We start from the raw sequence: 20,198 nt of genomic DNA on the forward strand, positions 1-20,198 counted from the left end.
ACAAAAAAAGGAGCCAAATGGCTCCTTTTTGGTACTCATATTATAAAGTAATTATCGTGCACTCACGTATTCGTCGTAAGAACCTTGGAAATAATGTAATTTTTGGTCTTTAATTTCAATAATTGAAGTGGCCAAGGTAGACACAAATTCGCGGTCGTGGCTCACAAAAATAAGCGTACCATCAAAGTTTTTAAGTGCTACGTTTAGCGCTTCAATAGCTTCCATGTCCATGTGGTTAGTAGGTTCATCCATAATCAGCACGTTAATTTCCAGCATCATTAACTTGCCGAACATAAGGCGGTTCTTCTCTCCACCAGAACACACTTTAACATCTTTGTTTACGTCATCCGAGGTAAACAACAAACGTCCTAAAATAGCACGAACAGCTAAGTCGTCATGCTTAGGGGTACGCCACTGGCTCATCCAGTCAAATAAGGTCATGCTAGTGGCAAAATCGCTGCTAACATCTTGCGCGCAGTAACCAATAGTTGCATTTTCCGACCACTTCATTGTGCCGCCATTGGCTTGCAATTCTTCAACTAAACAACGTAAGAAGGTGGTTTTACCCGCGCCGTTTTCGCCAATTACAGCCAATTTAGAACCCGCCTCTAAAAGAATATCGCCGCCTTTAAACAAAGTTTCACCTTCAAAACCATGCTCAAGATTGTGCATCTCTAGCGCTAAGCGATGCAGCTTTTTGTGTTGCGTGTAGGTGATGTAAGGTGATTGTCGGCTTGACGCAACCACTTCTTCTAATTCAATTTTTTCCATTCTACGTGCACGTGAAGTTGCCTGCTTTGCTTTTGAGGCGTTCGCAGAAAAGCGTGCTACGAAGCTTTGTAACTCTTTAATTTCTTCTGTTTTCTTCGCATTTTCAGCAAGCAGTTGCTCTTGTACTAAACTAGATGCGGCCATATAGGCTTCGTAGTTACCTGGATATATGCGTAGTTCGCCATAATCTATATCGGCCATGTGGGTGCAAACCGCATTTAGAAAGTGACGGTCATGCGAAATAATAACCATTGTGCATTTGCGTTGGTTAAGCACATCTTCGAGCCATTTAATGGTGTAAATATCAAGGTTGTTGGTGGGCTCATCGAGTAGCAGAATGTCAGGGTTAGAGAAAAGCGCCTGTGCAATAAGCACTCGTAATTTGAGGCCTGGAGCCACTTCTGACATTAAACCAAAGTGATAGCTTTCATCAATACCCGCTTCAACAAGCAGTTCAATTGCACGCGTTTCTGCTGTGTAGCCATCTAGCTCTGCAAATTCAGACTCTAAATCGGCAACTTTCATGCCCTCTTCTTCTGACATTTCAGGCAAAGAGTATATGCGGTCGCGTTCTTGCTTAATTTCCCACAAATGCGCGTCGCCCATAATTACCGCATCTACCACTGAAAATTCTTCAAAAGCAAATTGGTTCTGATTAAGCGTACCAATGCGCTCACCAGGAGATACAGATATATTGCCTGAGGTTGGTGCTAGTTCACCACTTAGGATTTTCATAAAGGTTGACTTTCCGCAACCGTTTGCACCAATCAAACCATAACGATTTCCGTTACCAAATTTGGCTGAAATATTTTCAAATAATGGCTTAGCGCCAAATTGCATAGTGATATTAGCGGTGGTGATCAAACTTAATTTCCTTAGGGATGTGAACGCGATAAACGAGCATGAAAAATATGAGCAATGACAAGCTCAAACGCGCGCACTATACAGTAAAGCGCTTGCGCAATAAACCTCCAATTAGGAAACACTTGTTTATGCTGAGATTTTGTATATTGGCTAAATGTCTTTGCACATGTACTTAAATGAATTATACCTTCACCATGCTAATGCTCTTGTCCCTTTTGCTCAATATAGCGACAAAGGCTGCAATCGGTTATACTGCGCCAAAATATTTTACCGACTAAGAATATACCTATGCTATTGAATGATGTAATGCGCCGTTTGCGCTATGCCCTATCCCTTGACAACAGTGCCACCATTAGCATTTTCAAACTGGTTGACTACACTCTTGAGGAAGAATATTTAAGCAATATGATGAAGCGGGAAGACGAGGAAGGCTTCTTACCTTGCCGAGATAAAACCCTCGCTATGTTTTTAGATGGTTTAATTATTAAAAAACGCGGTAAACGTGAAGGGGTAACGCCTCCTGTGCTTGCAAGCGGTGAGCGTTTAAGCAACAACGATATTCTACGAAAAATTAAAATTGCTATGAATTATCAGCAAGAAGATATGATGAAGATATTACGAACAGGTGGTTTTCCTGTAGGCAAAGGCGAATTAACTGCGCTTTTTAGAAAAGCTGATCACCGTAGTTATCGCCCTTGTGGGGATCAACTTCTGCGTAATTTCCTGCAGGGGATGGTAAAAACCTATCGCCCCGAAGCGCATAAAAAATAAACGCTTAACTGATAGACATGCCTTGAGCATTCAGGGCATATTTCATAGCTACATCACAGCGTTCATAACTCGTGCCATATTCTTGCATAACGTTGCCACAGTGAACAAAGCCGTTTTTCTCATATAAATGAATAGCAGCCTCGCATTTCTTATTCGTTAGCAAAAACAGGGTTTTTATTCCAATTATAGAACGATTTTGCTTAATTTCATTGAGTACCTCTTGTAGTAAATACTCACCTACCTTCAGTCCTCGAGCTGACTTTTCCACCCCCATTTTAGTCAACTCGTAAGCGCCATTTCCTTTGTTCAATAAAGCGCAAGTTCCCACTATGCCTAGGTCAGGATGGCGAGCAAACCAAATTTTCCCACCTTTATTAATAATATGTTCCTGAGGCTGACTTAACACCGCTTTATCAATGGGTTCTAGCACAAACATTTCGTTAATCCATTGCGTATTGATGGACTCAAAAAATGGAGCATAAGTCTCTTTATATGCCAATATTTCAAGCTGATTACTCATTATTCAAACTCTTCTGGTACTAATGTTGCCAAATATTTATTTTCACGGTTTAAATACCGCTTCGCCGCTTTGTGCACATCATCTAGGGTAATACTTTCAACCAAAGTAGAATATTCACTTAAGGGAACGCTTTGGTATGGTTGTACTTCTGACAGTAAACGATATAACCAAAACCCGTTTTCTTTAAGGCGCTTTTGCCTTTCGGTAAGCATCCGAGTTTTGCTGTTTTCTATACTCTGAGGGTCAATTTCACCCGCCATAAATTCGGCAAATATTGCCTTTACTTCATCTTTTAGTTCATCAATTCGCATAGGATCGCAGGTAAACGCAACAAGAATATTATTTTCTTGATACGGCCATTGGCTAAAACCACCGCCCACACTTACCCCATAAACACCCGCCAATTCTTCGCGCAAGCGAATCATCAAACGGTTTTCTAAACTCGATTTTAGGGTGTTAAATACAAGCTGTTCTTTAGGTGACCAACTCGCGTCTCCCCACATGTTCATACGAACGGTGGCCTTGGCCTCTTTGCCTTTTGCCAGTGTAATTGTGAAATCACCTTGTGCGTCGTAGTCAGGTAACAGCTTGAGCGAATCTGTGTTTTCATTCGAAGGTAAACTAGCAACATAGGTATTTAACATCCTTTCCATATCATCAAATTCAAAGTCACCCACAAACACAAAAGTAAAGTCTGCTGCATTCTCGAAACTTTGCTTACGTATATCATAAATGGTGTCTAAGTCTTGATGCGCTAACATGGCTAAATCAAATTCAACATCACGTGGATTACCCGCACGAGTTACTTCGCGTATTTTTGATGAAAATAAAGCATTCGGGTTGTTATAACGCTTTTCTATTTGAGGTTTATATAAACCCTTTAACCAATCGAATATTTCATAATCTTTTCTAGGGGCTACAAAGTTTAAATGCAAAGTTTGCATAAAAGGCAGTAACTCTTCTTTTGTAGTACTTCCGCTAGCGCCTTCACTGTAAGTGCTAATGTAGCTTGAAAAGCGAAAGCGTTTATCACGAGAGTATTGATTGTAGGTAGGCGTATCTAGCTCACCAAGCCCCATTGCTGAAATAGCACCCATCATCCCAAAGCTGCGCAAATAAGTATCATCGTCAAATTTTGCATAGCCCCCAGGGCTATAGGCTGAAAAGCGAATATTGTTTTCCTCAAATTTGCTGGCTTTTAGATATACCTTAGCTCCGTTAGAAAGTTCCCATAAGTGAGCATCCCACTTTTCTATGTATGTTTTATTTATGACCTTGCCTGCCTCAGGTGATGTCGTCATCAACTTAAGAACTTGTTTTGGCGGAGTGTAGGGCGGTGGTGTAGCCTGCCCCGATGCAGTATATATATTTAATAAATCACTTTGTGAAGGAGCGTCATCTACTTCACTTTCGGGCATGCTTGCCACTAACACGGCATCATCATTCGCTAACCAAGTATTTAATTTTTCCTGCAATTCATTCGCCGTAATGGTGGGCAAAATTCGCTTAGCTTGCTCTACATAAAATGACAAACTGGCAAGTGATACAGGCTCTTCAAACAAAACGTATTCTTTGTAGTGCTGAATATAACCAGCATGTTGATAGCTAGGCTGCTGGCTAAGTGCTTTGTTTAGGCCATCAATAAAAATTTTACTTTGCTCTGCAAGTTCATTTGGCGTTATGCCGCGCTCCTTCACTTGCTGCAACATAAGTAAACTGTGCTGTACGCTTGCAGCAAGCTGCAAAGGCTTGCTACCTACGCCTAGCGTAAACTGAAAACCTAAATCATAGTTGCGAGAAAAATTCACGCTTGCATGCGTGTACGGGGTATCTGTTTTCCAAGATGCTTCATTAAACCGAACATTAATGCTTCCTAGCAATAAATTATGAATAATCTGCTGGCGAATATCTGCTACATTATTTATCTTAAACTCAGGCTGGCGCCATGTAATATAAAATGAGGTCGCGCTTAAGTCTTTGTCCCCCACTATCTTAATCGCCGGCTTTGTATACTTGGTCAGTGTTTGCGCCTGCATACGTTTTTCAGGCAACATTGACCCAGGCTCGGGGGCTTTTATCGTTGAATAGTAACGCTCAATGAGTTGACTAACACTGCGAACACTTGGATTAGACTCATCCCCTTTAGCAAGGCTACCTTCGAAACTTGGTTGTGTATTAATGCTTTGGCTGAAATCGCCCACCACAATTACGGTCATTAAGTCAGGTCTGTACCATGTATCGTAAAAACGTTTTAAGTCACTATGGGTGCCATTAGTAATGTTGCTATCGGTACCAATAGGTAAACGCTGAGCATAGTCACTGCCATTCATTAAAATGGGAAAAGTTTGCTCACGAATACGATCTTGTGCGCCTTTTCGGCTTCGCCATTCTTCTAACACAACGCCTCGTTCGTCATCAATATCTTGTGCTTCAAAACTAATTTTATGCGCCCAGTTTTCCAAAATATGTATGCCAGTCTCAAGCGCGCCCTTTTGCCCTAAGGGTATTCTCAATTTATAAACCGTTTCGTTAAAAGACGTATAGGCATTTAAATGCGCACCAAACTGCATACCTATTGACTCTACAAATTCAATTATTTCGCGTTTCTTAAAATCTTGCGTGCCATTAAACGCCATATGTTCAACGAAGTGAGCAAAACCAAGTTGCGCCTCATCTTCTTGTATTGAACCTGCTTTAACAACGAGACGAAGTTCAGCGTAGTTCTCTGCCCGCTTGTTTGCTCTAACAATATAACTAAGACCATTGCTAAGGGTGGCTTTGTGAATGTTTTTGTCAACCGGTATCACCAAAGACGCCTGCAAACTAGATGCTTGTTCATTTAGCAACTCATTGCTAAATGAATCTACATTACTAGGGACGTTTTTAGTGCCGCATGCATTTAGCAACATTAGTGATGCAGCGGTAACTAACACTCTACTAATATTGTGAAATGTATTTGATAAAGAACATGGATGAAGAAAGCTTAACAACATGTATTTTCCGAAAGTGTTAATAAAGAAACGCGACTGAAGAAAGCGCGTTTTTACGAGTATATGAATGATTGCCCTCAAAGCTAAATGCTAAGGAATACTGAATTAAGCGCTATGCGTCCAATTGAAAGTTTGTTGAATAATAAGTGCATCGTTACTAGCTCTATGACGTTTTAACTGAAGTTTATTAATGACTTTGTCTTTTGTTGTATGCCAAAGGTTCATTTGATTTTCATTTAATATCATTTCTAAAGAGCTCAAACGAAAGCTCATTTTAACACCCGCACGTTCAAATAATTTAATGACCCACGGTGAATCTACCACCCAGCCATCAGAATAAGCCGTTTGCCCACTTAGGAATTCATTAAGTTCGTGGCACATTTCAACGCCACTTGCACCATAATGCATTAAATCCTGCCGCGTTATCCCGTGCACTTCTTGTGCACTTACTTGCCAAAAATCCCAATCGTCAAAAGGGCGAATTAGTCGACAATAGCGCTCACCATCGTGGCGTACAACACCTATTTCAATAGGATAACTTTTAGGACCAAAACCACTTGCTTCCACATCTATAATAGTTGGGTTGCTTATATTGCTTTTCATACTAATTTTACTTGTGATTATGTTGCGTTTGCTTAATTTCGCCTAACAGCAAAATTTCTCAGATATCGGACTGCATTACGAACTTTTTCATTAAGTAAGTTATCGACTCTATGCCTGTATTGCTTAGTAAGCTTGAACACACTGTTGCAACAACTACATGTGTTTAACTTATCTGCTTTTTAAATGAGATACCAGCTTCTCACCCGCATTTTGTATATGTTGTTGCAAAATAGTTTGTGATAAGAGCAAATTTTCAGCCTCTATAGCAGCTAGTAGTTGATGATGCTCTTGCTCACTAATGTGCATATAATTTAGCTCACGGTTGTGAAAGCCAATGTATCGGCTGCATTTAAAATGTAGTGTTTCAATGCTCGAAAACAATGTATCTCGTTTTGCGCACGCATATAAGCAGGCATGAAATTGCCAATTTAGCTCACCTACTTCTTGACTTGATAAACCTGTGTTTTTTTCTATATAAGCCAAAATGTCTCGAGCTTTACCAATATCTTGCAAGGTGATTTTTTCAATAACATGTTCCAAAATCATGGGCTCTACTAACACACGCAACTTATATAAGTCTTCAGCTTCTTCTGCGTTAAGCGGCGCTATTTTTACCCCTCGCTTACCATGAGGCACAAGCCAGCCATCTGATTTAAGCCTAAGTAAAGTATCGCGCACTGGAATTCGACTTACCCCATAACGCAGTGATAAAGCCTCTTGCTTTAAGCCTTCGCCGAAAGGTAACTGTTCATCAAGAATATCTTGTTTAATGCGCTCGTATAAACTTTGCTTTGCTGTATTCATGATTTTTTTAGCTCCGCCACTTTTAAAACAAGTAAGCCTAGTATCACGCCCCAGAATGCTGAAGCTATGCCAAGAAAGCTAAGCCCTGAAGCCGTCACTAAAAAGGCAATAATGGCCGCCTCTCGTTGGCTTGGTTCAGCCAATGCTGACGTTAAACTACTCGATATGGTTGATACTAGCGCAAGGCCCGCCAAGGCTGCCACCATAGTAACAGGGAACGCAGCAAACAAACTGACTACAGTTGCGCCAAACAAGCCCGCCAACACATTAAACACGCCTGCTGACAATCCCGAAATATAGCGCTTTGAAGGGTCACTGTGGCACTCATCACTGGTACATATTGCGGCAGTAATCGCCGCTAAATTGAAGGTAAAGCCACCAAAAGGTGCTAAAATTACTGTACTAAGGCCTGTTACCGTCATTATGGGTGATACATTTTGCTGAGCATAACCACTGCTCTTTAAAATAGCCACGCCGGGTAAATTTTGCGAGGCCATGGTAACTATGAATAAAGGAATACCAATACCTATAATGGAAGCGAAAGAAAACTCAGGCGTGACCCACTCAGGGCTTGCTAAACGAAATTCAATAGCTGTTATGTCAACGCTACCATTTAACAAACAAATAGCGGTTCCAACGGCCAGCACACCCAAAATGGTATATCTAGGTAAGGTAAATTTAAGCAAAATATAAGTAGCCAACATAGCTAAAACAAGGCTTGCATCAACCGAAATGGCTGTAAAAATACCTATACCAAATTGCAATAAAATTCCCGCTAGCATAGCCGAGGCGATCGGCATAGGAATAAGCTGGGCTAATTTATTAAATAATCCCGATATTCCTAATACAACAATGAGTAGGCCAACAAAAATAAAGGTGCCGGTTGTTTCAGCAAGGCCACTGCCTTGTAAACTTGAGGCCAATAGCGCGGCTCCTGGCGTAGACCAAACTATAATTAAAGGGCGTTTGAAGTAAAGCGACAAACCAAAGGTAGTAAACCCCATGCCTATGCCTAGCGCCCATATCCATGATTCAATTTGAAGCGCATTAGCGCCAGCGGCTTGAGCCGCTTGAAAAACAATTGCGCTGGCACTGGCAAATCCAATGAGTACCGCAATAAAGCCTGCGACAAATGCTGAGCTAGAAAAATCTTTAAGTACTGACACACAAACGCCCGGAAAAATGTATACATTTTAAAATTGTATACATTTTTAAGGGCCTAGCAATATTTTTTGCTCAATTAAATACTTTTCTTAGCCTTGCAATTAGCTACATTTAAGCAATCCAATTTTTATTTTTGGCTTTAAAAGCAAGGTAAATAAGTGCTATCGCAATAAGCGCGACAATACTTTGCATGACTAAAACACCTACGCCTAGCACACTGACCGCATCAACAATAATAAAAATTGCAATATCTTGAATAACTAATGCAAGAAACGAGACAATAAACAATGGGTAGGCCCATGCTTTTTTAACTAGTAATCCAATACAGGCAAGAGCGCCAGCAAGAACAGCAAGTAATGAAGCATAGCTCCCCCAAACGGGGGTGTCTGCATACATTTGCTGCTGCTCTATTGGCAGTGCAGCAATCTGTTCAGGCGTTACCATAAAATTCACAATTACGGCTGCAGCGCCTATTATGTTCCAGATTAACGCTATTATTCCAATTATTAAAAACCACGTAGGTGCTTTACTCATTGTTTTTACCCTTTTTATTGTTATTTCACATGAAGCAGTTTGTTAAACGCTTGTTGAAAATAAGTATCGTGTTGTTAAGTCATGATTGCAAGACATAGCTTAGTTTTCCTAAATTCATATGACTACGTATACCTACTTATCAATAATTATACCTTTTAAAGCTTGAATTTCCGTAACCTGCTCACGTTAATTTCGATTTATATTCCTCTACAGGATAATTATTTTTCTTATATGCTCAAGTACTTAGCTTTTTTCATTTGCTTATTCCCCAGCTTTACTATTGGCCAAGACACCGTCAACACGGCAGAGTATCTGGTAGTACTAGCTCATAAAACGAACACCCAGTTAGGTCCTGAAAATATTTATATGCTTTATTCCATGAAGCAAAACGTAATGCCCAATCAATCACGAGCAGTAGTTGTAATTCAAGATTTATCCAGTGAAGCCAGCATTCGCTTTTTTAGAGAAATTTTTGACTCTTTTCCTTATCAAATAAAACGTTTATGGGATATAGCCATTTTTTCTGGACGCGCTAAAAAGCCTGTTACTAAAGATAGCGATGAAGCTGTACTAGCGTTCATACAACAGCAAGAGAGTGCAGTAGGCTACGTTTACTCAAAACCTGAAAGCATCCAATTTCTTAAAGAGAATTATCATGTTATCTCGATTTACCAATAGCATATTATTGTTGAGTTGCTTGGCCCCTAGTGTATGTTGGTCAGGCCCCGATGACGTTCAAATTAATGGGTTTATTGGCCTTGGCTATATGCATGAGTCAGCCAATAACTTTGTTTCTTTGGAAAAAGATGAACAAGAAATTATAGATATTGGCCTGCGCTTTTCTTATGATTTTAATAGCCAATTTAGTGCTACAGGCCAACTCGGTTATAGACGTTTCAGCGATTACGCAAATGATCACGGCCCAAGAGTTGACTACGCGCAACTAAGTTACCTCACGAGCTTGTTCAATAATTCAGAGCAAATAATTTCTATCGGGCGCGTGAAAAATCAACTAGGTTTATACAATTTAGCTCGTGATGTCCCAACTGGACGCAACAGCATTATTTTGCCTCAATCAGCTTATTTAGAATTTTTACGCAACTTATTTTTAAGTACTGACGGCATCTCCTTTTCTTCAAATACATTTCTAGACAAAGGCGTATTGTCAGCATCCTTTTCATATGGACGCGTGAATATTGATGAAAACTTTAGTAAAAATATGCTTGGTGATTTCACTAGTGGTGATTGGTCAAACAAGCAAAATTTAGTGGCTGATGTTCGATTTAGTAATGAGAAATTTAAAATTGGTGTGTCTTATAATGATATAGAACCTCACTATAATGCAGCTAATGATGATCTAATTCCTTTTATTCCTATTGGCACTTACATAAATGGCATAGATGGCCAGTTAGGTATGCAAAGTTATTTTGCCTACGCGCAAATTTATTGGAAACAGTTTGAATTTAGTACTGAATACACCTATAGAAACGTAAACGCAAATGGCTTTACCGCAGGGCAAGCGCTAAATCGTTCTTTAGAAGGCTACTACGCACAATTAAATTACTTAAAATCTGCACAACTTTCACTGACTTTGCGCTTTGAACAGTTTTATCGCTTGGCAAAGTATAAGCATGGAGTAGTTACACCATTCTTTACCTTTGAACCTTATTACAATAATTCTAGAACATTGAGTTTTGGTGCCGTTTATAACTTCAACGATAGTTGGTCAATTATGGCTGATATACATTTTGTAAAAGGTTCTGGATTTTTAGCCCCATTTGCAACGCCTGTGGAAGAAACAATAGAGAAAAAATCATGGACTCTAACGGCAATTCAAGCCGTTTATAATTTTTAGCGTTGGGCACTGCCTTTAGCTTTATATTTTTAGTACTTGCGGTGTTAAACATTCGCAGTGGCTATTTACGGTATTCGTGAAAGCGTAGCATTTTACCTTGCTTGAAACATCCAAGCCCCCTATATTCTTACTAAATACTGTAAGAATGATGTAAGTAATGCACTCAGCCCTAAATCAAGAAGAAACTAAAGTAGCCCAACATTTGGCTTACCAAATCATTACTGGGTTTGACAAATCTTATCGCCTATTTAGCCGCATAACAGCAGGCGCACAAAAAAGATTTGAAAGCAGTGATTGGCCTGCATCTCAACAGGCAATAAAAGACCGCATTACAATTTACGATCAAAGTTTGTCAGAAGCAGTTTCAGATGTTTATCAACGTGTACACCCTCGCCAGCAACACAAAGAATTTTGGCTTGAGGCAAAAGCGCAATACTCGCGCTTGTTAGCCAACCACCCCCAATTTGAATTAGCTGAAACGTTTTATAATTCTGTTATTGGACGAGTTTTTAAGCATCAAAAAATTGATAACAGTATTATGTTTGTAACTGAAAGCCGCTGTTACTTATTAGGTCAAGACCGCCATAAAGTGCTCAACAGCTTTGATACTTCGCTTACGGTTCGCGGCTTGTTTGAGGAAATTTTCACCCAGTATCGATTTAACGTTCCTTTTGATAACGTAGAGCTTGACCTTGACAACATGGACGGGGCTTTGCGCAGCCGCTTAAGCCCGCAAGCGCTTGCATCGGTGCATTCTGTTGAGCTACTCAAATCCGTTTTTTATAGAGGCCGCGCAGCGTATTTGGTAGGTAGAATTTGTATGCCCGATACCACGCTGCCTTTTGTAATTGCATTACAAATGACCGAAAACAAAACCATTGTAGTAGATGCTTTGTTAACTGAGCGTGCCCATATGAGCGTAATTTTTGGTTTTGCGCGTGCCTATTTTATGGCTGACACTCAACACCCGGCTGAGGTAGTTTCTTTTTTACAAGAGCTATTACCCCATAAGAAAAATTTCGAGTTGTACATGTCGATAGGGTTTTACAAACATGGCAAAACCGTGTTTTATCGCAATTATTTAGAACACTTAGCCAATTCGAATGACCACTTTGCTATCACACCGGGTATTAAAGGATTGGTTATGGCGGTATTTCATTTGCCTAGTTATGGCGTGGTATTTAAAGTGATTAAAGATGAATTTGCCGAGAGTAAAAAAATTACTCGAGATTATGTGAAAGACCGCTATCGCTTGGTAAAGATGTCAGACAGGGTTGGTCGCATGGCTGACACACATGAATACGTGAACTTTCGTTTCCCTAAAAATAGAATTGACCCTGAGCTACTCGTGTATTTACTAGAAACTTGCGCCAGTAGTATTGAAATAAATGAAAATGAAGTGGTAATTAAGCATTTGTACATAGAACGAAAAATGACGCCACTTAATTTATACCTGCAACAAGAAACTAACCCGGTAAAAATTCGCAGTGCCATTGATGATTTAGGCCGTTGTATCAAACAAATAGCTTACGCTAATATTTTTCCAGGTGACATGCTTCATAAAAATTTTGGCATTACAAAAACCGGAAGAGTCATTTTTTATGACTATGATGAAATATGCTATATGAACGAACGTAATTTTCGCGAGTTGCCAAAATCAGACGACCCATTTGCCCTTGATACTTTATCGGTTGCGCCGAATGATGTTTTCCCAGAACAGTTTGAACACTTCATAGTGGGAAAAAAACACCTTAAAGACCTACTAAAAGAACTGCATGGGAATTTGTTAAAACCGCAATATTGGAAAGAGGTGCAAACAATTGCGGCGCAAGATGTTATGCAACATTTTACGCCCTACCCACCAGCTCTTCGCTTTAAACGCCAGCCGAATTAAGCTAGCAACATCCAATAATGCGCAATTAACGTTCCCATTCCTATGGCCCAGGCTAAGCTACGTGCAATATCCCAATTGGCTAAATAAAACCCAATGTAACTCAGGCGTGCCGCAACAAATGCCATGCATAATTGTGCGGTGTATACATTGTGTTCATCGAGTGCTAACACTAGGAGTACGGTAGGTGCAAAGTAACAAATAGCTTCGTAACAGTTTTCGTGCGCCGCCTGCGCCCTAGCCCCTAATCCAGTGAGCTTGCTTTGCTGAGTGCGAGGATGTTTATTGTCGTAACCACCGGCCTTATTCATTTGAATAGCTAAAGGAATTTTGGCGAGTATAGGCATAAACACAACGGCGGCCATACAAATAATTATAATAAACACTTGTTAATCCTTTATATAATAATTACAGTTATTTAACCTGACAAAGTGTACCCGTTTGGCTATGGTTTGAGAATGAAAATTTTATTAGTAGAAGACGAGCCAACGGTTGCTCGGTTTATTGAAGATGGTTTAGTCGAACACGGCCACACTGTTGAGCATGCTAACAATGGAAGCCAAGGCTTATCATTAGCAACTAGCCAAAACTATGATGTGGTTATATTAGACCGTATGCTGCCCGAAATGGACGGTATAGAGGTTCTTGAAACGTATCGCAGTCAAGGTTTAACAACCCCAACTCTTATTTTAAGTGCTAAAAATAAGGTAGATGATAAAGTAAAAGGATTACGCGCTGGCGCTGATGATTATCTAACCAAACCCTTTGCATTTGAAGAATTATTGGCAAGAGTTGAAATTTTAGCCAGCCGAAGCGCAAACAACACCCCCTCTCAAACACATATTACCTTAGGTGAACTGCATCTTGACCTAATAAATCGCCAAGTAACACGCAACAATACGGTGATTGAATTACAATCAAAAGAGTTTAAGTTACTCGAGTATTTGATGCTTAATGCAGGGAAAATTGTGACTCGCACTATGCTATTAGAAAAAGTATGGGAATATAACTTTGATCCGCAAACAAATGTAATTGATGTGCACATTAGCCGATTACGCAACAAAATTGATAAAGGCTTTGACCACCCAATGATTGAAACTATTCGGGGTGCTGGCTACATGATTAGCAGCCGCACCTAGTTTATGCGTGCAATAAAAGCCTACAGTAAAAGCTCAAGCTTTGTCGTGAGTTTTGTTTTCACCGCTTTAATGATGTTAGGTGTTGGCTTTAACATGTACACCTTAAATGTAGCGAATGACGAACTTTTAATTCGTGAGAGTCAAGCGGCTATTCAAGCTGACATAGGCGGATTTAGGAGCTTGTACAATACCGCAGGGCGAACTGCAGTAGTAAGCGCTTTAAAAGAGCGTGTAGATAGTCGCACTAACGATTTTTTATATTATTTAAAAAGTGCTGACGATACATTTATTGGCGGCAATTTAAGTATTTGGCCTGCGCAAAATTATGAGCTGGTTAAAAACGGGGTTATTGAAATAGAGTACACCCCGCCAAACGCAAATAACGATTCCCCCCCTAAAACACAAAGTGCTATTGCCATGGTGGTAGAGTTTGAAAATAAAGACACTTTGTTAGTGGCGCGAAGCGTTCAAGATATTGAATTTGCCGTAGCCCTTGCACAAACCTCGTCTTGGGTCATGATAGTAATATTATGTACTGTCGCGGCAATTAGCTTAGCGGTTGCTTATTACGTGGTGTCGCGTATCAATAAGATATCTGAAACCGCCGACGACATTATTAGAACAGGCGATTTAAGTGACCGCCTTCATGTAGATTCCAGCTGGGATGACTTAAGTAAATTAACCTTAGTACTTAACGAGTTGCTCGATAAGATAGAGCATTCAGTGTTAGCCATTCGCTCAGTTTCCGACAACATTGCACATGATTTGCGCACACCATTAACGCGCCTTAAAAGTCACATTGAAGTGATTAGCGACGAAAGAGAAAAAGCTGAGCTTATAAGCGAATGCGATAATTTAATGGGCATATTTAATTCATTATTACGCATAAGTGATATAGAAAATAGCGCCAAAAAAGCCGGTTTTCAAGCCGTTCAAGTGCGCGACGTTGTTGATGACGCAGTAGATTTATATTCGGCATTGTTTGAAAATAAAGATATAAGCTTCACTTACAAGGCTTATAACATTGATGTTTTTAGCGCTGACAAAGATTTGTTATTTCAAGCTTTCGCCAATGTACTAGATAATGCGATAAAATTTACCCCCAACGGCGGTAAAATTGCTATAGCGCTGAAATACGAAGCGCCATTTGCTATATTCTCGGTGGATGACACTGGCGTTGGTGTTAGCAATGAAAGTATTCAAAGCCTTACTCGCCGGTTTTATCGAGAAGATAAAAGCCGCAGCACGGTGGGTAATGGCCTTGGCTTAGCGCTGGTTAGTGCTATTGTGAGTTTGCATGGCGGAAAAGTATGGTTTGAGCCTTCACGCATTCAAACGAATACAAGTAAAGGCTTACGTTGTGCTTTTAGTTTACAAATCGACTAATTTTGTTTTTGCATGAAAATGGTCACTTCGGCCATTACAATGCCAAACTTTCTGATATACGATCTATTCATCATAGTTTCACTATCCATTGCCCAAAACCAATCATCAAATACAACGCGGTAGCTAGAGTCATCTACCTTTAAGTCCATTTCGTAAGAGAAGTTAAACGCATTTGCGTACGACACACCAAGCGCAGGGCCCGCTATATCTGCTGCGTTACCGGTGTAGGTACCATCTGAATTTTTGTTTATTGTCCAAACGCGTGACTTAGCGCCGTCGCCTTTACTATAAGTAAATTGTTCATCTAGGGTTAAGGTACCGTTGTTCGTGCGAGCGTCAATATCAACAACGAAGCGCTGCACAATTTCGCCCGAACGATTTTGAACAATGCCCCAAGCTTTCACCTTGCCATCGAAAAAGTCTTCAAGTACAAATTCAGGTGTGTCATCAAGGTATTGCTGGCCTTCGATGTTGACAGAACATGCGCCTAATAAAAATAGGAATACCAGCGCAGCATAGTGCTTAAATGTTTTCATTATTTAGTGTACCTTTTGTTATGATAATCCAAGTAGTTTCGCGCGCATTTTAGGCTCTGAGGTTTTTTCTGATAGCCAAATATTAAAAAACCACTGACTAAACTCTTTGTCGTTTACCTGGCCTAAGCTCTGCTCATCAATGAAAAAATGACTCACTTGCTGAGCATCCACTACGCCAGTGATGGTTTGTCCTTCTTTTACATCGGGAAACAATTGCTGCATTTTTTGATACCATTTTGCCAGCTTTATTTCGTCTGTCATACCTAGTTTTCGCATTTCATCAACTGAACGACTAGCTATATCATCGCCTTCAAAGTCACGTAAATATTTAAGCGACAAAGCAAATGGACCTTGTTTGTTAAATTTACCTTGCGGCGCTAAAAGTTCGGCGTCGTATATATCCCAAAACAAAACAGATAAGCGGGCTTCACCCACTTTTTGCGGTTTATCAATAAAGCTTTCTAAAGTATTAGCATCTACTTTATGCGCTGCAACCATTGTTATTACCAGCACAACAAAACATGTTGCTAAATTTTTCATATGTATCTCTCTTCGTGTATCATAAAAAATCGTAATTGACTTCTGCGTGAGTTCACGCAAAATCAAAACTTGCACAATCATACGTTTGTATCGGTCCAATAGTGCTATTTAGAACATTAAGTTTGTGTAATGCTCTTGCTCCATTGGTAGCGTATTAACAATCCCTTCCCTTTTATTGGCACTATCAATTACCCGAATGAATAAAACTGAAGCCGCTCAAAAGACATTTAATATTAATTTACCATCGCCAATTGAGCGCATCACTTGGCCTGGCATTGGCAATACCAATGCTTCTTTGCACAATGAAGTAAATGAAACAATTGAAATTTACGTTAAGCGAGATGATTTAATACACCCTGTTATTTCAGGGAATAAATGGCGAAAGTTACTTCCCTTTGTAAGTGAAATGCAAAGCAAGAATGTTCAACATGTGCTGAGTTTTGGCGGCGGGTACTCAAACCACTTACATGCACTGGCGTATTTGTGTGACCAATTAAATATTAAACTAAGCGCTATTATACGTGGCGATTATACCCATAACCTTAGCCCTACTTTACAAGATATGAAACGCTGGGGAGCAGAACTTCGTTTTGTAAATAGAATAGAGTACAAGCAGCGACATGACCCTCAATATTGCCAAGCATTACAAAATCAATTTCAAGCCGATTTATTAATCCCCGAGGGCGGGTCACATGCCCTCGGGATTGAAGGTGTTAAAAGTTTCGTTGATGAATTTAGGCAGCAGTTGCCTGAGGCAACGCATGTTATAGTGCCCGTAGCCAGTGGCGGCACCATGGCTGGAATTATAGGGAATGCGCTACGCAGCGACGTATTTAATCTAATTGGCATTGCTGTGCTAAAAGGCGAATCGTATTTAGAAGATTTAGTAAATGAACTACTTCCCCCTAAAAGCGAATTTACAGATTGGCATATTGAGCACGAGTATCATCATAAAGGGTACGCGAAATCGAGTGAAACACTGCAGGCATTTATGAGACATTTTGAAAACCACACTAATATTCCGTTAGAAGCGGTTTATTCAGGCAAGTGCTTTTACGCATTAGACCAACTTTTACGCAAACAGTACTTCCCAGCCAACAGTAAAATAATGATTACCCACACTGGCGGCCTGCAAGGAAAAACAAGGTAAACAGATTTACTGATTGCTCAGTAAAGATATTTTGTACCGATTATGGGCGAACGCCTTGCGATTTTTCTTATCATCGGCATACTAAATCACTTGTACAATATTAGCTTGCTGATATTATGCGCAAAATTTTTAGGGGTAAATCCCCGCTATAATAATCTACTATGCTTAACTTAACGGCAGTAGCTACTTAAGGATTCAATATGTCTAAAGTTTTAATTATTGGCGCTGGCGGCGTTTCATCAGTTACCGTAAAAAAATGCGCACGCTTACCTGAAATGTTTGATGAAGTATATCTAGCCAGCCGCACGGTATCGAAGTGTGAAGCATTACAAAAAGAGGTAGGTGCTGACCGCGTTAAAGCTGTATTTGCCGTTGATGCAGACAGCGCTGAAGAAGTAGAAGCCTTAATATTAAAAGTACAGCCTGATTTGGTGGTCAATTTAGCATTGCCTTACCAAGACTTACCTATTATGGATGCTTGTTTAGCCACTAAAACTGACTACTTAGACACCGCAAACTACGAACCCAAAGATGTCGCAAAATTTGAGTATTCTTGGCAGTGGGCGTATCAAGAACGATTTAAAGAAGCCGGTATCATGGCTTTATTAGGCTCAGGATTCGATCCAGGTGTTACCAACGTTTATACCGCTTATGCGGCGAAGCATTATTTTGATGAAATCCACTATTTAGATATTGTTGATTGCAACGGTGGTGATCATGGCCAAGCCTTTGCTACCAACTTCAATCCTGAAATTAACATTCGTGAAATTACTCAACGCGGCCGTTTCTTCGAAGCCGGCGAATGGAAAGAAACTGATCCACTAAGCGTTCGTGAAGACTTAGACTACCAAAACATTGGTGTTAGAGCGTCGTATTTAATGTATCACGAAGAACTAGAATCTATTGTTAAGCATTTTCCGAGTTTAAAACGTGCGCGTTTTTGGATGACATTTGGCGATGCCTACTTAACTCACCTTCGTGTACTAGAAGCCGTAGGCATGACACGCATTGATCCAATAGACTTCCAAGGCCAAAAAGTGGTTCCGCTAGAATTCTTAAAAGCCGTGTTACCAAACCCTGGCTCATTGGCAGAAGGTTATACCGGTAAAACCTGCATTGGCACATACATTACAGGTATGAAAGACGGCAAAGAAAAAACGATATTCATTTACAATAACTGTGACCACGCCGCTTGTTTTGAAGAAGTGGGGGCTCAAGCCGTATCTTACACCACTGGCGTTCCCGCTATGATTGGCGCGGCTCTTATGCTGAACAAAACTTGGCATCAAGCCGGTGTTTGGAATATGGAACAGTTTGATCCTGACCCATTCATGGCAATGCTTAATGAGCACGGTTTGCCTTGGCATGTTATTGAGTGCGAGAGCCCTTTCGCCAAATAACTGAACTGTTTAAGCTATACGCGTCCATCAAATTGATGGATGCTTTCTCCTCCCCTTAACAATATTCGGAACAACAATGAATCCACTTTTACTCGATAAATCTATCCCTAGCCCATGCTATGTGTGCGAAGAAGATAAGCTAAGCGCAAACCTGCGTTTAATGCAAGATGTGCAAAGCCGAGCCGGTGTTGACATTATTCTTGCCCTTAAAGGGTTTTCGATGTGGTCCACTTTCGATTTGGTTAAGCAATATTTGCAAGGGGCAACCGCCAGTTCAGTGTGGGAAGCAAAATTAGCAAAATACGAAATGGCAAAAGAAGTACATGCATATGCTCCTGCTTATAAGCAAAAAGACATGGATGAACTAGTTAATTTGTGTGAGCACATTTCATTTAACAGCTTGAATCAATGGCAACAGTTTAAACAGCAGGTGTTAAACGCAGGTGTGTCAGCGGGGCTTAGGGTCAATCCTGAGAATCAAGAAGCAGACACTCCACTGTATGACCCTTGCGCGCCGGGTTCGCGTTTGGGCATATTAGCCTCACAGCTATCAGGAAAGGATTTAAGCGGTATTGATGGGTTTCATGTGCACAACCTATGTGAATGTGATTCTTTTGCCACTGAGCGCACTTTGAAGGCCATAGACGAGAAGTTCTCAGAATATTTACCGCAATTAACTTGGTTAAACTTAGGGGGTGGCCATTTAATGACCCGCAAAGGGTACGACGTAGAGCATCTTATTTCTGCCTTGACCAAGTTCAAAGCGAAGTATCCACACCTGCGCATTATTATGGAGCCGGGTTCTGCCGTTGCTTGGGAAGCAGGTCCACTAGTAGCGGAGGTTGTTGATATTGTTGAGAACGAACAACAAATCGCTATTTTGGATATATCTGCTACTGCGCATATGCCTGATGTGCTTGAAATGCCGTATCGCCCCAGAGTGACCGGCAGTGGTCAGCCGGGCGAAAAAGCTTACACCTATAAATTAGGTGGCAACTCTTGTTTAGCGGGTGACGTTATTGATGAATACAGTTTCGATGCCCCCCTAAAACCTGGCGATCGCCTCATATTTGAAGACATGCTGCATTACACCATGGTAAAAACCAGCTTTTTCAATGGTGTAGAACATCCTCATATTGGTATTTTGCGTAGCAGTGGCGAATTTGCGCTGATCAAAAGCTTCACTTATGAAGATTTCAAAGGCCGTTTGTCATAAGCAACGCCCTGTAAAAAACGCTAGCTGTAAATTGTTACTCAAACTTATAAGACCTTGGTCGATA

At 40.5% G+C, this 20,198-nt stretch carries 19 protein-coding genes; 9 read left to right on the forward strand and 10 right to left on the reverse strand.

Annotated elements, in window-relative coordinates; translation table 11 throughout:
• Window positions 1-51: 51 nt before the first annotated feature.
• Window positions 52-1,635 carry an ABC-F family ATPase gene (locus tag ACOI22_RS07070; RefSeq protein ID WP_420671312.1) on the reverse strand — a complete coding sequence of 528 codons (1,584 nt, stop codon included), beginning with the start codon at window positions 1,633-1,635 and terminating at the stop codon, window positions 52-54.
• 288 nt (window positions 1,636-1,923) lie between these two features.
• On the opposite strand from ACOI22_RS07070, the gene ACOI22_RS07075 reads away from it, so the two are divergent.
• Window positions 1,924-2,406: a DUF1456 family protein gene (locus tag ACOI22_RS07075; protein ID WP_420671313.1), complete on the forward strand. Its 483-nt coding sequence runs from the start codon at window positions 1,924-1,926 to the stop codon at window positions 2,404-2,406.
• Between the two features lie 4 nt (window positions 2,407-2,410).
• On the opposite strand, the gene ACOI22_RS07080 is transcribed toward ACOI22_RS07075, so the two are convergent.
• From ACOI22_RS07080 to ACOI22_RS07105, 6 genes are all read right to left on the reverse strand, one after another.
• Window positions 2,411-2,926: a GNAT family N-acetyltransferase gene (locus ACOI22_RS07080; RefSeq protein WP_420671315.1), complete on the reverse strand. Its 516-nt coding sequence runs from the start codon at window positions 2,924-2,926 to the stop codon at window positions 2,411-2,413.
• Window positions 2,926-5,919 (reverse strand): M16 family metallopeptidase, encoded by a 2,994-nt coding sequence (locus ACOI22_RS07085; RefSeq protein ID WP_420671316.1) that lies wholly within the window; start codon window positions 5,917-5,919, stop codon window positions 2,926-2,928. The genes ACOI22_RS07080 and ACOI22_RS07085 overlap by 1 nt, the downstream gene beginning before the upstream one ends.
• Window positions 5,920-6,021: 102 nt before the next feature.
• Window positions 6,022-6,519, reverse strand: a complete 498-nt coding sequence (locus tag ACOI22_RS07090; protein WP_420671317.1) for a hypothetical protein — start codon at window positions 6,517-6,519, stop codon at window positions 6,022-6,024.
• 168 nt (window positions 6,520-6,687) lie between these two features.
• Window positions 6,688-7,323, reverse strand: a complete 636-nt coding sequence (locus ACOI22_RS07095; protein ID WP_420671318.1) for a GntR family transcriptional regulator — start codon at window positions 7,321-7,323, stop codon at window positions 6,688-6,690.
• Entirely contained in the window at window positions 7,320-8,489 is a 1,170-nt protein-coding gene (locus ACOI22_RS07100) for a benzoate/H(+) symporter BenE family transporter (protein WP_420671319.1), read from the reverse strand. Before ACOI22_RS07100 ends, ACOI22_RS07095 begins: the two co-directional genes overlap by 4 nt.
• 109 nt (window positions 8,490-8,598) lie before the next feature.
• Entirely contained in the window at window positions 8,599-9,021 is a 423-nt protein-coding gene (locus tag ACOI22_RS07105; protein ID WP_420671320.1) for a hypothetical protein, read from the reverse strand.
• A 393-nt stretch (window positions 9,022-9,414) separates the two neighbouring features.
• Between ACOI22_RS07105 and ACOI22_RS07110 the strand changes: the two genes are divergently transcribed.
• The 3 genes from ACOI22_RS07110 (at window position 9,415) to aceK (ending at window position 12,770) form a co-directional block, all read left to right on the forward strand.
• Window positions 9,415-9,699 carry a hypothetical protein gene (locus tag ACOI22_RS07110; RefSeq protein WP_420671321.1) on the forward strand — a complete coding sequence of 95 codons (285 nt, stop codon included), beginning with the start codon at window positions 9,415-9,417 and terminating at the stop codon, window positions 9,697-9,699.
• Window positions 9,677-10,876 carry a hypothetical protein gene (locus tag ACOI22_RS07115; protein WP_420671322.1) on the forward strand — a complete coding sequence of 400 codons (1,200 nt, stop codon included), beginning with the start codon at window positions 9,677-9,679 and terminating at the stop codon, window positions 10,874-10,876. The genes ACOI22_RS07110 and ACOI22_RS07115 overlap by 23 nt, the downstream gene beginning before the upstream one ends.
• A 157-nt stretch (window positions 10,877-11,033) precedes the next feature.
• Window positions 11,034-12,770, forward strand: a complete 1,737-nt coding sequence (gene aceK / locus ACOI22_RS07120) for a bifunctional isocitrate dehydrogenase kinase/phosphatase (protein WP_420671323.1) — start codon at window positions 11,034-11,036, stop codon at window positions 12,768-12,770.
• On the opposite strand, the gene ACOI22_RS07125 is transcribed toward aceK, so the two are convergent.
• Window positions 12,767-13,153 (reverse strand): MAPEG family protein, encoded by a 387-nt coding sequence (locus ACOI22_RS07125; RefSeq protein WP_420671324.1) that lies wholly within the window; start codon window positions 13,151-13,153, stop codon window positions 12,767-12,769. The genes aceK and ACOI22_RS07125 overlap by 4 nt on opposite strands.
• Window positions 13,154-13,225: 72 nt before the next feature.
• On the opposite strand from ACOI22_RS07125, the gene ACOI22_RS07130 reads away from it, so the two are divergent.
• Window positions 13,226-13,906 carry a response regulator transcription factor gene (locus ACOI22_RS07130; RefSeq protein ID WP_420671325.1) on the forward strand — a complete coding sequence of 227 codons (681 nt, stop codon included), beginning with the start codon at window positions 13,226-13,228 and terminating at the stop codon, window positions 13,904-13,906.
• Window positions 13,907-13,909: 3 nt separating this feature from the next.
• Window positions 13,910-15,292: an ATP-binding protein gene (locus ACOI22_RS07135; protein ID WP_420671327.1), complete on the forward strand. Its 1,383-nt coding sequence runs from the start codon at window positions 13,910-13,912 to the stop codon at window positions 15,290-15,292.
• On the opposite strand, the gene ACOI22_RS07140 is transcribed toward ACOI22_RS07135, so the two are convergent.
• Both ACOI22_RS07140 and ACOI22_RS07145 read right to left on the reverse strand, forming a co-directional pair.
• Window positions 15,289-15,828 carry a DUF3833 domain-containing protein gene (locus ACOI22_RS07140; protein WP_420671329.1) on the reverse strand — a complete coding sequence of 180 codons (540 nt, stop codon included), beginning with the start codon at window positions 15,826-15,828 and terminating at the stop codon, window positions 15,289-15,291. The genes ACOI22_RS07135 and ACOI22_RS07140 overlap by 4 nt on opposite strands.
• A gap of 18 nt (window positions 15,829-15,846) precedes the next feature.
• Complete coding sequence (locus ACOI22_RS07145; protein WP_420671330.1) at window positions 15,847-16,368, reverse strand: chalcone isomerase family protein; 522 nt, start codon at window positions 16,366-16,368, stop codon at window positions 15,847-15,849.
• 196 nt (window positions 16,369-16,564) lie between these two features.
• On the opposite strand from ACOI22_RS07145, the gene ACOI22_RS07150 reads away from it, so the two are divergent.
• From ACOI22_RS07150 to nspC, 3 genes are all read left to right on the forward strand, one after another.
• Complete coding sequence (locus tag ACOI22_RS07150; RefSeq protein ID WP_420671331.1) at window positions 16,565-17,518, forward strand: 1-aminocyclopropane-1-carboxylate deaminase/D-cysteine desulfhydrase; 954 nt, start codon at window positions 16,565-16,567, stop codon at window positions 17,516-17,518.
• A 200-nt stretch (window positions 17,519-17,718) separates the two neighbouring features.
• Entirely contained in the window at window positions 17,719-18,918 is a 1,200-nt protein-coding gene (locus ACOI22_RS07155) for a saccharopine dehydrogenase family protein (protein WP_420671332.1), read from the forward strand.
• A 76-nt stretch (window positions 18,919-18,994) separates the two neighbouring features.
• On the forward strand, window positions 18,995-20,134 hold the full coding sequence (nspC, locus tag ACOI22_RS07160) for a carboxynorspermidine decarboxylase (protein ID WP_420671333.1): 1,140 nt from the start codon (window positions 18,995-18,997) through the stop codon (window positions 20,132-20,134).
• Window positions 20,135-20,198: the final 64 nt, after the last annotated feature.

Source organism: Glaciecola sp. 2405UD65-10 (assembly GCF_048820975.1).
In the GTDB taxonomy this organism is placed as follows: Bacteria; Pseudomonadota; Gammaproteobacteria; order Enterobacterales; family Alteromonadaceae; genus Glaciecola.

Coding starts and splice junctions, on each gene's coding strand:
- ACOI22_RS07075 (WP_420671313.1), top strand. CDS start 1,924: ATGCTATTGAATGATGTAATGCGCCGTTTGCGCTATGCCCTATCCCTT.
- ACOI22_RS07080 (WP_420671315.1), bottom strand. CDS start 2,926: ATGAGTAATCAGCTTGAAATATTGGCATATAAAGAGACTTATGCTCCA.
- ACOI22_RS07085 (WP_420671316.1), bottom strand. CDS start 5,919: ATGTTGTTAAGCTTTCTTCATCCATGTTCTTTATCAAATACATTTCAC.
- ACOI22_RS07090 (WP_420671317.1), bottom strand. CDS start 6,519: ATGAAAAGCAATATAAGCAACCCAACTATTATAGATGTGGAAGCAAGT.
- ACOI22_RS07095 (WP_420671318.1), bottom strand. CDS start 7,323: ATGAATACAGCAAAGCAAAGTTTATACGAGCGCATTAAACAAGATATT.
- ACOI22_RS07105 (WP_420671320.1), bottom strand. CDS start 9,021: ATGAGTAAAGCACCTACGTGGTTTTTAATAATTGGAATAATAGCGTTA.
- ACOI22_RS07110 (WP_420671321.1), top strand. CDS start 9,415: ATGCCCAATCAATCACGAGCAGTAGTTGTAATTCAAGATTTATCCAGT.
- ACOI22_RS07115 (WP_420671322.1), top strand. CDS start 9,677: ATGTTATCTCGATTTACCAATAGCATATTATTGTTGAGTTGCTTGGCC.
- aceK (WP_420671323.1), top strand. CDS start 11,034: ATGCACTCAGCCCTAAATCAAGAAGAAACTAAAGTAGCCCAACATTTG.
- ACOI22_RS07130 (WP_420671325.1), top strand. CDS start 13,226: ATGAAAATTTTATTAGTAGAAGACGAGCCAACGGTTGCTCGGTTTATT.
- ACOI22_RS07135 (WP_420671327.1), top strand. CDS start 13,910: ATGCGTGCAATAAAAGCCTACAGTAAAAGCTCAAGCTTTGTCGTGAGT.
- ACOI22_RS07140 (WP_420671329.1), bottom strand. CDS start 15,828: ATGAAAACATTTAAGCACTATGCTGCGCTGGTATTCCTATTTTTATTA.
- ACOI22_RS07145 (WP_420671330.1), bottom strand. CDS start 16,368: ATGAAAAATTTAGCAACATGTTTTGTTGTGCTGGTAATAACAATGGTT.
- ACOI22_RS07150 (WP_420671331.1), top strand. CDS start 16,565: ATGAATAAAACTGAAGCCGCTCAAAAGACATTTAATATTAATTTACCA.
- ACOI22_RS07155 (WP_420671332.1), top strand. CDS start 17,719: ATGTCTAAAGTTTTAATTATTGGCGCTGGCGGCGTTTCATCAGTTACC.
- nspC (WP_420671333.1), top strand. CDS start 18,995: ATGAATCCACTTTTACTCGATAAATCTATCCCTAGCCCATGCTATGTG.